The organism is Paraburkholderia atlantica (assembly GCF_009362785.1).
GTDB lineage: Bacteria > Pseudomonadota > Gammaproteobacteria > Burkholderiales > Burkholderiaceae > Paraburkholderia > Paraburkholderia atlantica.
The window spans coordinates 22,386-34,293 of the sequence record NZ_WHNQ01000047.1; the positions used below are offsets into that span (position 1 = coordinate 22,386).

The 11,908-nt window shown below is 59.8% G+C and carries 9 protein-coding genes and 1 pseudogene; 7 read left to right on the plus strand and 3 right to left on the minus strand.

Features of this window, described 5'->3' with window-relative positions; genetic code table 11:
* Positions 1-94 precede the first annotated feature (94 nt).
* The 3 genes from GCT19_RS35885 to GCT19_RS35895 all read left to right on the plus strand — a co-directional run bounded on the left by GCT19_RS35885 (position 95) and on the right by GCT19_RS35895 (position 2,673).
* Entirely contained in the window at positions 95-655 is a 561-nt protein-coding gene (locus GCT19_RS35885; RefSeq protein ID WP_026228768.1) for a carboxymuconolactone decarboxylase family protein, read from the plus strand.
* A gap of 69 nt (positions 656-724) precedes the next feature.
* Positions 725-1,111, plus strand: a complete 387-nt coding sequence (locus tag GCT19_RS35890; RefSeq protein WP_152854546.1) for a nuclear transport factor 2 family protein — start codon at positions 725-727, stop codon at positions 1,109-1,111.
* Positions 1,112-1,320: 209 nt separating this feature from the next.
* The gene (locus GCT19_RS35895; protein WP_026228767.1) at positions 1,321-2,673 is read left to right on the plus strand and encodes an MFS transporter; all 1,353 of its coding nucleotides are present in this window, start codon (positions 1,321-1,323) and stop codon (positions 2,671-2,673) included.
* Between the two features lie 221 nt (positions 2,674-2,894).
* On the opposite strand, the gene GCT19_RS35900 is transcribed toward GCT19_RS35895, so the two are convergent.
* From GCT19_RS35900 to GCT19_RS35910, 3 genes are all read right to left on the minus strand, one after another.
* Positions 2,895-3,872, minus strand: coding sequence for a hydroxymethylglutaryl-CoA lyase (locus GCT19_RS35900; RefSeq protein ID WP_321576925.1), 978 nt, complete (start codon positions 3,870-3,872; stop codon positions 2,895-2,897).
* Positions 3,873-4,630: 758 nt separating this feature from the next.
* Complete coding sequence (locus GCT19_RS35905; protein WP_018435829.1) at positions 4,631-5,425, minus strand: alpha/beta hydrolase; 795 nt, start codon at positions 5,423-5,425, stop codon at positions 4,631-4,633.
* Positions 5,426-5,602: 177 nt separating this feature from the next.
* Complete coding sequence (locus GCT19_RS35910) at positions 5,603-7,600, minus strand: flavin-containing monooxygenase (RefSeq protein WP_018435828.1); 1,998 nt, start codon at positions 7,598-7,600, stop codon at positions 5,603-5,605.
* Between the two features lie 506 nt (positions 7,601-8,106).
* Between GCT19_RS35910 and GCT19_RS35920 the strand changes: the two genes are divergently transcribed.
* The 4 genes and pseudogenes from GCT19_RS35920 (at position 8,107) to GCT19_RS35935 (ending at position 11,903) form a co-directional block, all read left to right on the plus strand.
* Complete coding sequence (locus GCT19_RS35920; RefSeq protein ID WP_018435827.1) at positions 8,107-8,670, plus strand: VOC family protein; 564 nt, start codon at positions 8,107-8,109, stop codon at positions 8,668-8,670.
* A gap of 213 nt (positions 8,671-8,883) precedes the next feature.
* Positions 8,884-10,267: pseudogene (locus GCT19_RS35925) on the plus strand (IS4 family transposase).
* A 73-nt stretch (positions 10,268-10,340) separates the two neighbouring features.
* The gene (locus GCT19_RS35930; RefSeq protein WP_152854549.1) at positions 10,341-11,081 is read left to right on the plus strand and encodes an IclR family transcriptional regulator; all 741 of its coding nucleotides are present in this window, start codon (positions 10,341-10,343) and stop codon (positions 11,079-11,081) included.
* Between the two features lie 108 nt (positions 11,082-11,189).
* Positions 11,190-11,903, plus strand: coding sequence for an IS6 family transposase (locus GCT19_RS35935; RefSeq protein ID WP_152854550.1), 714 nt, complete (start codon positions 11,190-11,192; stop codon positions 11,901-11,903).
* Positions 11,904-11,908: the final 5 nt, after the last annotated feature.

The following is an 11,908-nucleotide window of genomic DNA, read 5'->3' on the forward strand; positions in this document are numbered from 1 at the left end:
AGCACACTGAACGATTCGCCCTACGGACTTCGGATGTGTTCGCACCCGACGGTCCATCAAGAGCGACGGATAGTGCATTCTTGACAGAATAGCTATGAAAGAAACAAATCGTCTTCCCGCTTTTGACCGATCGATTGCGACAAGTGAACAGGTGGCCGTGCTGGACGAGATCCTGAGCGGCCCGCGCGGCAATTTGGACGGCCCGTTCTTAAGCTGGATCCATAGTCCGGAACTCGCTCAACGCGCGCAACGGCTGGGCGCGTTTTGCCGCTATGACACAGGGTTACCGCTGCGTCTGTCGGAGCTGGCGATTCTCGTGACGGCGGCGCATTGGCGCTCGCAGGCAGAGTGGCACATTCACCATCCCATCGCCTTGAAAGCCGGACTTCCTGCCGAGGTTGCCGAGTCAATTCGATGCAACGAAACGCCAACGTTTGACGACCAGGATGATCGCCTGATCTACGACTTCGCCACGCAGTTGAACGAGACCCGTCGCGTCTCGAACGAGACGTACGCGCAAGCGCTGAATCGATTCGGCCATGTCGTCATCATCAATCTGACGGGATTGCTTGGGTACTACACGTTGGTCGCAATGACATTGAACGTGTTTGAGACTCGCACAGCTTCGCAGATTGATCTGCCGTTCCCAGAGTGATCAAGCCTCAAGGCCGATAGCTGCCCTGCCGACAATCAGCTCGCATGCCGCGTTTCCAGGAGAATCTACATGAACCACGCGTCCGTGAAATCCGCCGTCGATGCGCTCGAGCAACAGCGCTGCGACGCTACCGTGTCAGAAGACCTGCTCACGCTCGCCTCATTACTGGATGACGATCTGACCTTCGTCCATTCGTCCGGCTACGTTCACGACAAGCCGGAATATCTCACGTTCCTCAGCGACAAGATCAAGACACATAAAATCGTGCGTGCCCAGTCTCTCGCGTACCAGTTCCTCCCCGAGCTAGTCATCACGACGGGCCAGCTTGAACAATGGTTGCAGCGCCGCAGTGACGACTCGGAGATAAATATCCGTGCTCTCGTCACGCAGGTTTGGATCAAACGCGAGACCGGCTGGAAGCTCCTATACCTTCATTCAGGGCGCCTATCGGACTGAGCGCATTGGGCTCACGCCTTGGCTCTCGGAATCTCGGCATGCGCCATCCTCATAGGCTCGCCGTCTACGAAGGTCCGTTCGAAACCAGAGTGAAGCCACTCGGCAGACGCTTGCGATCGTCTCTTGATGGCGGGTTCGTCCCAATGCGGCGAATAGTCTCTTTATCGGATATTTGCATCACCATCCCCTCGCCCCACAAGGAGCCAACGTTGAATACACCAACAACACCCAGCACCCCACTAGAGCGACCCACGCCGCTACTAAGGCTGGTCACGCTTCGGATCATTCCCTTTCTGTTGCTTTGCTGGCTGATGGCGTTCATCGACCGCGTCAACATCGGTTTCGCGCAACTGCAGATCAAGCAAGACCTTGGATTCGGGGACGCCATTTACGGACTTGGCGCGGGGATCTTTTTTATTGGCTACGTGCTGTTTGAAGTCCCGAGCAATATCTACCTTGAGAAATTTGGCGCGCGCAAAACGTTCTCAAGGATCATGATCTGCTGGGGAGCGACGTCGTCGCTGACCATGCTGATTCGGACACCCGAGCATTTTTACATCATGCGATTCCTGCTCGGCGCCTGTGAAGCGGGCTTCTTCCCCGGACTGGTGTTTTACCTCTCCTGCTGGTTCCCGGAAAGTTATCGGGCCCGCGTGATTTCATGGTTTTTCGTTACCTCGGCTTTTTCCGGAATCGTTGGCGGAATGATGTCCGGGACCATTCTGCATTATCTCGACGGTGCAAACGGATTGCGCGGGTGGCAATGGATGTTCATGATGGAAGGAATTCCCTCCATCATTCTTGGCATCGTCGCCATCTTTTATCTCGACGACTCGATCGACAAGGCCAGGTGGCTCGATGCCGGGCAAAAGGTGGAACTCAAGGAACTGCTGCGCCCCGAGGTAAGCCGCAAGCCCGAGAAGATCCGGTTCCGGGATCTGTTCGGCGACCCCTATGTCTATATCCTGGCGATTGCTTACTTCACGTTGAATAGCGGCAATTTCGGCCTTGGATTCTGGCTGCCGACAATCTTGAAGGATTTCGGCATACGCGATCCCTTCATGATCGGCATGTGGAGCGCCGTCCCCTACGCGATCGGTAGCATCGGCATCGCGATCATCTCGGGCAGCTCCGATCGCCGCCAGGAACGTCGCTGGCACCTGCTAGCGTGCACTGTCTTCGGCGGCCTCGCGCTGGCATCGCTCACGCTGCACGTGCAGGCATTTTGGCTCGTCATCCTGCAACTGACCGTTGCCATCGCCTTCATGTATGGCGGCATGCCGCTTTTCTGGGCCGTTCCGTTCAAGGAATTGAACACTAAAGCTCTTGCCGGAAAGATCGCCTTGGTCAGTAGCCTGGGACAACTCGGGGGTTTTGCTGCGCCTTACGCTCTTGGCCTCATCAAGGCAGCAACCGGACGGCTCGACACGGGCCTCATCGTACTTGGGGCCTTGTTTGCTGCAGGCGGTGTCCTGGTATGGATAACCGCCAGGTCGCATCGGCAGGCAAGCGCGACGTTTCCGGCGCAATCGCTCGCCAGTGCGGAAAATCCGGAAACTTGAGCGGGAAAGGCCTGTATCGCAGCAGAGTTTGCTGAAATTCACGGTGCGCCAGCGGTTCCGCGTTGAAAAGCTTATTCAGCGCGGCATGGCGCCGATGGATAGTCTCAGACATTAAAAGTGCAAATGCCGTGAGACCTACCCTCCGACTAGCGGCCGGGTCGCACGGCATTATTTTCGTAAAGGTCGGGCGCTCGCGTCTTCGCCCCCGGTTGCTGCGTTGATCAACGCTCCACTACGGGGCGCATCGCACGATAAGCGTCACCCGACAACTCGCGCGCGAGCGCGCGTTCACGCGTCGCCTCCAGATCCGCGGGCGGCGGAAAGCGGTGGTCCCACGCACCCGCGTGCTGCACCTGCCCCGGTACGCCGTGACCAACGAGGCCGGGCATGCGCCGAGCGCAGGCGATGAGACGCTCCAGATCGACGCCGGTTGCGTATCCCATCGCGTCGAGCATATGGACGAGATCTTCGGTGCAGATATTGCCGCTCGCGCCTGGCGCGAAGGGACAGCCGCCAAGGCCGCCGAGTGACGCATCGAAATGGCGGATGCCTGCATCGAGCCCCGCAACGACGTTTGCGAGGCCCATGCCGCGCGTGTTATGCAGATGCAGCGTAAGCTCGATGCCGGGCCAGCGGGCCGCGAGAGCGCCGCACACCGCCTTCACCTGACGCGGATTCGCCATGCCCGTCGTATCGCAAAGCGTGATGCCCCGCACGCCCGCCGCGACGAACTGATTGCCGATGTCGAGCACCGAGTCGATATCGATTGCGCCTTCCATCGGACAGCCGAATGCCGTCGCGATCGACACGCCGATCGCGAGCCGGTCGCGACAGAACGCCGTGATGTCGAGCAACGCGCGGACCGCCTGCGCGCGCGTCATGCGCGTATTGGCGAGATTGTGCGTCTCGTTCGCCGAGACCACGAGATTCAGTTCATCGACGCCACATTCGAGCGCGCGCTCAGCGCCGCGACGGTTCAGCACGAGCGCCGCGTACCGCACGCCTGGCACACGTTCGATTTCGTGCATAACAGCCTCGGCGTCGCTGAGCGCGGGAATCGCCTTCGCCGACGTGAACGAGGTCGCCTCGATGCGATTCAGCCCGCAGTGTCCGATCTCGTCGATCAGCGCGACTTTCTCCGATGTCGGCACGAAGACCGGTTCCATCGGCAAGCCGTCGCGCATCACGACATCGTTGATCCAGACGCGCTCCCCGCCGCCCTGCTGCTGTCCCCTCGTGCGAGGACTCCCTGCTCGCGCAATGCGTCGAGCTGCGCCGCCGTCACGCCCACCCGTTCAAGCGCCTCGCGGGTATGCTCGCCAAGCTGTGGGCCACCGCCGCGAAAGCCGCCCGGCGTGGCGCTCAGGCGCGGCACGACACTGGGAAAGGCTTAGGCAAAGCCGAATGAGCTGAACCCCTTCGCCTCGCCATCAACCGAATACAGAGATCCGGAAGCGGACCCTATGCCTCGTCCGGCTGAAATGACGGCTCTCGCCCCATTACCGTTACTTATCCTCTCGGGCGGCAATGTCCGCTTTCAATGGTCTGGCCGCCCGACCTCATGTAGCTATCCGCACCGTCGTGGCTTCGATTGACTAAAGCCTCCCGCGACGTCAGATATTGATGTTCACTCCGGTTGGCAACGTTTGGGTAATCCATCCGCTTCGTTGCAGTGGCCGGCGACCGTCGGCATAGACGTTGGGATTGTCGTCGAGGGACCGAAGTGTGACGAGCACGACTGCCCTCATCGGCTTGGTCAAGATAGGCTCAAATTCGCGCCGAAGGACAGACGCTTGTACAGCCCAAACATCACCGGCGACACCGTTTTTCATCGCGCGCCAATGCACGGGCGTGATTGCGCAGGCAGCGCCGAATAAGTAGGGCCGCCGCTCGATCAAGTGCCTGTAGACGACCCGTCTTGAAAGAGTAGCTCGGCAGCCTGTTGGATGGCGCGACTTCATGCGAGCAATTTGCGATCAAGAAAGGCGCCTATTCTTTCCAGCACCTGATCGCTGGCCGGCAGGATGCCTGTCATGGTGAAAAATCCGTGCATCTGGCCTGCCATTTCATGCTGCTCCACTTCCACGTCAGCATCAGCCATTGCAGCGGCGTAGGCCTGTCCTTCATCACGCAGGATGTCGTGCTGCCCTGTCACCACGAATGCCGCAGGCAAGCCCGACAAGTCCTTGGCACGCAGCGGAGATGCATCGGGATGCATGCGTACAGATGAATCGGCCACGTATTGATCCCAGAACCAGGTCATGGATGGCGTCGGAAGGAAGGTCTGGTTCTCCGGCTCCTGGTACGAGGCGCGCGTGAAGTCCGCGTCGGTGACGGGATACACCAGCACTTGGGCCGCCAGCTTCGGGCTGTTCCGCTCCCGCGCCCAGCGAGCGACGACAGCCGCCAGATTGCCGCCAGCGCTGTCCCCGGCGATGACCAGCGGGACATCGTCCCCGGCAATCTCCACCTTATGCTTGCTCGCCCATTTCAGCGCGTCCCATGTGTCTTGCAGCGGAATTGGAAACGGATGCTCAGGCGCAAGGCGGTAGCCCACCAGCAGAACTGCCGCGCCCGTGCGCGCAGCAAGCTTGCGTCCGATGGCCTCAAATCCCGGCAATTCGCCCAATACCCAGCCACCGCCATGCACGTACACCAGTAAGCCCCGTGGTCGCGGGATAGGCACCAGCAGCCGAGCGGCAATTGAGGAACCATCGCGCACCGGAATCGCGACATCCTCGGCGCGCGCCATCTCTGGTCCCGGGTCATGCGGAACCGCCCTGCGCCTAGCGGCTGCCCGTGCTTGCGCGGCATCGAGTTTCCATAACGGGGTTGCATTCGCCCCTGCGGCAGCGGCCCACGATCGCAGCAATGCCTGCGAAGCACTATCTAACGCCATATTCTTCTTGCGGTCCGAAGGCCCATTGCCTCAATGCGAGATGAAGTCGTGGTCAAAGTCCACGTCATGGGTGAGTTGCCAGTACTCGCGGTGGCTGAAGGGCCATACCTGAGAGACCCGGCCGAAGCGGTTCTTGTACCAGGTGCGTATCTGCGGACGGCCCCAAGCGCGGCGCTTGTTCTCGGCATCGACGCGCTCGACGAAAGAATCAAGAACCTCAGGCTTTACCTCGAAGCCGTTGATGCCTCGTGCAAGAGTTTGATGGATCGCCTCGACGGCGAACTCCGCGGCACATTCCATCATGAAGTGCTGGCTGCCGTGCACGACGTAGTTCGTGTTCGGCCCCATCACCATATAGAAGTTGGGGAAGTCCGGCACGGCGATGCCAGCCCACGCCTTCGCGTCGCCCTGCCACTGCTCCTTGATCGTCCGCCCTGAGACACCGCGAATCTCCATGGGATCGAGGAACTCGGCAGCGGTGAATCCGGTCGCATAAACGACGACGTCAACCGGATGCTCCACCCCGTCTTCGGTCACGACGCCAGTTTCCGTGAAGCGGACGATGGGACTGGTGACAAGCGCGGAATTTGGCCGCTGCAACGCGGCAGCCCAGACGCCGTTGTCACGCAGCATTCGCTTGCCGCCGGGCGGGTACGTCGGCACAATTTTGTCGATGAGTTCGGGTCGGCTCTTCCACTGTTCGCGAATGATCTCGGTCAGCGTTTCGCGCACCTCCAGGTTCTTTGCCGATACCGAATCCTCTCGAGTCCAACCGGGGTCGGTGACGGCGGTATGCAGACGTCCGGTCGCTGCCTGGAAGAAACCCGAGAGCCGGAACCATTGCCCATAGCATGGAACATGGTCACTCAGCCACCGCAGCGCCTTGGGAGTGTCGGCATAGTAGTTCGGGGCAGGAACCATCCAAGGGCCGGATCGCTGGAAAACGGTAAGGTGCTTGACCCGATCAACGATGTTCGGAACGATCTGGTATGCGCTTGCCCCAGTGCCGATGACCGCGACGCGCTTGCCGTGGAGGTCAACATCGTGGTTCCATCGGGCCGAGTGCATGCGCACGCCCCTGAATTCGTTCTGCCCTTCGATCTGAGGAATATTGGGCCGCTCGAGCTGACCCACCGCCGAAATCACGGCATTGAAACGGCGATGCTCCGGCTCGTCATTGCCTGTGCGACTCACCACGTCCCAAGTGCCGGATGCCTCGTCCCAGGTGGCTGAGAGAACCTCGGTGCCGAAGCGGATGTGCTCGCGAAGCCCGGCACGCGCAACGACCTCGCGAGCGTAGTCTTCAATCTCACCACCGGTCGCGAACGCATGCGGCCAGTCCGTGCGCTGAGCAAATGAAAAGCTGTACCCGAACGTCGGTGTGTCGAGCCGCACGCCCGGGTAGGTGTTCGCCCACCACACGCCGCCAACGTCGGGGTTCTTCTCGAAGGCCGTGAATGGCACGCCTGCCTGCTTGAGCCGATACATGGCGGCAATGCCCGACATGCCGGTGCCGATGACCGCGACAGCGAACTGGCGATCACCCCCCACATTGTCGAATTTCCAACCAGGCGCGCCGAGCTTTTTCGGGGCGAGATCCATCTCGTGGGTGAGGAGCTCAGCATCGGCATCTCCGGCACCGTTCGTGAGGAAATCGATCAGGATGCGTGTCTCGGCATCGTCAAGAGGACGTGGCCGAGTCAAGCTCTCGTCGCGCACGCGCTTGAGTGCAACCAGGGCCAGTGCGCGGGCTTCGATTTGCGCGGCTTCGCTCATGCCTCCATGGGCAGGCGCAACCGTATCAACAAGAGGAAATGGCGCGCGCAGGTGCGGACGGAGCATCGACAAGTCTCCGGTGACGGCGGCAAGCGCAGTGAGAAGCGAGGGCAGGTCGGCTTGCGCCACGATTTCGGCGAGAAAGGCATCGTCCTCGCCGATCTGCGCGTATTCCTCGCGCCAATAGACGTCGTCAACACCCGGAGTTTCAATGGTAGTGGTGGTTAGGGGCATGGCAGAAAGGTTTTTCATTGCTGGACAGGAGGCACAGGCGCACCCCTCTTTCTCGTTGCTGTACCGATTGACTTCGCAAACACTGGCGAGTGGCCGCGGAAGGCCTCGTCGCCGAATGGGTCAGCAAGGCGACTTGCGACCGTGAGATCTGGTTGATTACGGCCGACTTTCACAGCGCATGCTCGACGGGAGCGTCTCGCTGATGCACACGGAGAACAGGCGCAGGGCGCTGGAGCGAGAATCGCCATCACGGCGATCCAAAGAGCTGTGCCAGCCCGGTCGCCAGACCAGACGGTCGCCCCTTAGGAAAGAACACCCCAGGGAAGACAACTGCGAAGGCTATCGGGCACGGCCCGCAGCCGTAGCCGTCGATCGCGATGCTGGCTGCAAATGGCACTGGGCACATGTTGCGCCACTCGAAGCTCGCCTGATTCATCGAATCATCCCTCGGATAAGTTGAAAAATCTCATACATTGAGATTGGAACTGATACCATGGATCACTGTCAATCCAAGGAGAAACCCTATGTCACTGGAAACCCCGAAGCAGTCCGGCTTCAAGTTCAGTCACTTCGGCATGTTCGTGACCGACATTGCGAAGGTCACAGACTTCTACACCCGCCTGCTTGATTTCACCGTGACGGACCGAGGCCAGTTGCCCGGGCCGAACGGAATGACGGACCTCGTGTTTCTGAGTCGAGACCCGGACGAGCACCACCAGATCGTGCTTCTGACGGGGCGCCCCAACGATATGCCCTTCAATCCCATCAACCAGATTTCGCTCAAAACAGACAGCTTGGATACGCTGTGCGAGATGCACGAGACTCTGCTGGCCGAGAAGCTGCCCAATATCACGCCGGTGACACACGGCAATGCGCTTTCCATCTATGTGCCCGACCCAGAAGGCAATCGGCTGGAGCTCTATTTCGATTTGCCTTGGTACGTTTCACAACCCATGCGCGTGGCGATCGACCTAAAGGATAGAAGCACGCTGATGCAGCGCCTGGAATCGCATGCCCGCACGCTGCCGGGTTTCAGACCGCGGTCGGTTTGGCGTGCGGAGATGGCGCAGCGCATGGGTGTGAAATGAGAACTCAGTCGGCCTATCAAGCACCATTCATCGCGAATAGTGCTCGCTGGTCTCGCAATCACGGCAGGGCGATGCACCAGCCACAGGCCACCTAGTTGTACAGAAGTCGCCAGGCCTTGATGGACAAGGGATGGCGGGCGATGTGAGGCCGGGTCTGGGGGTTGTAAACGGAAGCAAATCGGCGTTTACTCTTGCCTTTTGTGGCGGCACCAGATGGCGAGAGAAACGGATAGCTGGGCATATAGGGAGTTGGAAGGCGTGGATCTTGGCGACGCGAGGCGCAACGAACGGGCAAAGACACTGCTGACGCGGTTTGCAGAGAAGCCGACGGCGAGCATTCCGCTCGCGTGCCAAGGCTGGGCCGAGACGATGGGCGCCTACCGTTTCATGGAGAACACGGCGTTCGAGTGGCACGACATCATGCAGCCGCATTGGCAAAGCACGTGGGAGCGTATGCGCGAGCATGCTGTCGTGCTGTGCATCCAGGACACAATGGAACTGGATTTCAACGGTCAGGACATCAGTGGCTTGGGTCCGTTGAATTACGAGGCCCGGTGGGGCATGTACCTTCATCCGACTTATGCGGTCAGCCCGGATCGGGTGGGATTTGGGCGTGCTGGATGCCTGGATGTGGGCGCGCGAGCCCAAGGATGCCGACGGCAAGCGCGGTGGTATCAAGGAAAGCACGCGCTGGATCGAAGGATACCAACGGATCGCCGAACGAGCGGCGGAGCTGCCGGGCACACGATTGGTGTACGTGGCCGACCGGGAAGCAGATATCGCGGCGCTGATGCAGCGCGCCGATGAGCTTGGGACGCCAGCGGACTGGCTGATTCGCTCGACAGACAACCGCAGCCTGGAGGGCGGCGACAGGCTTCAGCAGAAGGTCGGAGAGACCCGGGCCGTGGGCGAGATTCAGTTCGTCATAGCGGCCCGTGCGGGGCAGAAGGCTCGCACGGTGAAGCAGTCGTTGCGCATGAAACGCGTGACGTTGAAATGCGGACTTGCGGTGACGTGCGTGATCGCGACGGAGGTCGCCCCGCCCAAGGCATTCCATTACACACAAGTCCCAAAGGGCTTGTAAACGCGGGGTAATGTGCCCAAGGGCGTCAAGCCGGTCGAGTGGCGCCTGCTGACCAATCGCCTTCCTGCTGGCAGCGACGAGCTGGTGGAGCTTATCGAGTGGTACCGGGCCAGGTGGGAGATCGAAATCTACTTCCAGGTCCTGAAGAACGGCTGCTGCGTGGAAGACTTGCAGTTGGGCGCTGTTGAACGCATCGAGAAGGCGCTGGCGCTATTCATGATCGTGGCATGGCGCATCGCTTACCTGATGCGCATGGGCAGGACGTGCCCAGACCTGGATGCTGCACTGTTCCTCGGTCCGGACGAGATTCACGGCACCTACCTGTTGGTGAAAAAGCGAATGCGCAAGGGCAAGCCAAAACTGAACGAAGTTCTACGTCTCGTGGCACAACTCGGCGGCTTCCTTGCGCGCAAGGGCGACGGCGAGCCTGGTGCCAAAACGATCTGGGAGGGCTTGCAGCGCGTTATCATATCCGCCGAAACGCCACGTGCGCTTCGGAGTGAGGCCGCATGAACCGAGATGTGTATAACGAGGTGGCCACAGGCCGCTATCATGTTCACCTTGAACTTCAATACTTAAATCTTATATGAGCAGCCCCGGCCGGGTTCTTGCCATTCTCGATCTATTCACCGAGGAAAATCCGATCTGGCAACCGGACAAAATCAACGATGTTTTGGGCTATTCCCGCCCCACGGGTTACCGCTATGTGAAGGAATTGGTCGAGGCGGGGTTATTGCAAAAAGTCGCGGCGGGGCGCTACGCCCTCGGCGGGCGCATCATCGCGCTGGACTATCTGTTGCGACAAACCGACCCGGTGTTGTTCGCGGCCGATCCGGTCATGCGCAAGCTGGCGGCCAGCACCAAGTTTGACGCGGCACTCAGTGTCATGTTTGCCGGGCCGCAGGTCATCGACGTCCATCGCGTCAGCGCGGAAGAAAATCTTCACCTTTCTTATGGGCGCGGGCGGCCCCGCCCCTTATTCCTTGCTGCTTCCCCAAAAGTTCTGCTTGCGCACCTGCCGCGCAACTCGCTCAAGAAGATTTACGCAACCCACGCCAAGGAGATCGGCCTCAATGGCATGGGAGATACTTGGCAGGAGTTTTTGAGCGTGCTGACGAAAATCCGCAAGGATGGCTTTTATCGTTCGCAAGGCGAGTTGGAATCCGGGCTCGGCGCAGTGGCTGTTCCAATTTTCAATGCCGAAGGTGATTGCGTAGCTGCGCTGGCACTCGTAGGCAGCGTTCAGCGTTTTGATACCGGTTTGAACGCTCGCCTGTTGAGCAGCTTGCAGGAGGCATCCGCCGTCATACGTCTTTCCTTGGGGTAGCTCTCGATTTTTTCCAGCCTGTTGGCGCGCAGCTAAATCTGACGGCTCCGGTGCAAATCAGAGGAGCCCGGTAGGTTAAGCTCGAGTTTTGGCCCGCGCGAGCAGGCTATGTGGATAGACATCGACAGGCTATTCAACGGCCGCCACTTTGACCGCGAAGTTATCATCCTGTGTGTGCGTTGGTATCTGCGTTACAAGCTCAGTTTCCGCGACCTCGTTGAAATAATGGCCGAGCGTGGGCTGTCGCTGGCGCACACGACGATCATGCGCTGGGTCAAACGCTTCACGCCGGAGTTCGTCAAGCGCTGGGATCGGTTCGCGAAATCTGCGGGACGCTCATGGAGAGTTGACGAGACGTACGTGAAAGTCCGTGGCAAATGGGGCTATCTTTACCGTGCAGTTGACCGCGCAGGAAAGACGGTCGACTTCCGGCTCAGCGCCAAACGCGATGTCGCGGCGGCAAAGGCTTTCTTCGCGAAAGCGATCAGGGCTCAGGGGTTCGCTCCGAAGACGATCACGCTGGACGGTCACGCTGCGTCTCACCGCGCGGTGCGCGAAATGAAGGCGGACCAGTTTCTCCCTGCGGACACGACGTTGCGATCGTCGAAGTATTTGAACAATTTGATCGAGCAGGATCATCGCAACATCAAGTCCAGGGTCAATGCAATGCTTGGCTTCAAACTTTTCGGGAATGCGGCCGTTACGATATCGGGCGTCGAGTTGATGCATCGCATTCGCAACGGTCAGTTCAACCTCGCACGGTTGCGCCTCAAAGATACCACTGCGCCTGCTGTTTGGAATGCAGTCCTTTTAGCACGATGATGCAA

Excerpts from the sequence above, each read along its gene's own strand:
- GCT19_RS35885 (WP_026228768.1), top strand. The coding sequence starts at position 95 with ATGAAAGAAACAAATCGTCTTCCCGCTTTTGACCGATCGATTGCGACA.
- GCT19_RS35890 (WP_152854546.1), top strand. The coding sequence starts at position 725 with ATGAACCACGCGTCCGTGAAATCCGCCGTCGATGCGCTCGAGCAACAG.
- GCT19_RS35905 (WP_018435829.1), bottom strand. The coding sequence starts at position 5,425 with ATGGCGCGCGCCGAGGATGTCGCGATTCCGGTGCGCGATGGTTCCTCA.
- GCT19_RS35910 (WP_018435828.1), bottom strand. The coding sequence starts at position 7,600 with ATGAAAAACCTTTCTGCCATGCCCCTAACCACCACTACCATTGAAACT.
- GCT19_RS35920 (WP_018435827.1), top strand. The coding sequence starts at position 8,107 with ATGTCACTGGAAACCCCGAAGCAGTCCGGCTTCAAGTTCAGTCACTTC.
- GCT19_RS35930 (WP_152854549.1), top strand. The coding sequence starts at position 10,341 with ATGAGCAGCCCCGGCCGGGTTCTTGCCATTCTCGATCTATTCACCGAG.
- GCT19_RS35935 (WP_152854550.1), top strand. The coding sequence starts at position 11,190 with ATGTGGATAGACATCGACAGGCTATTCAACGGCCGCCACTTTGACCGC.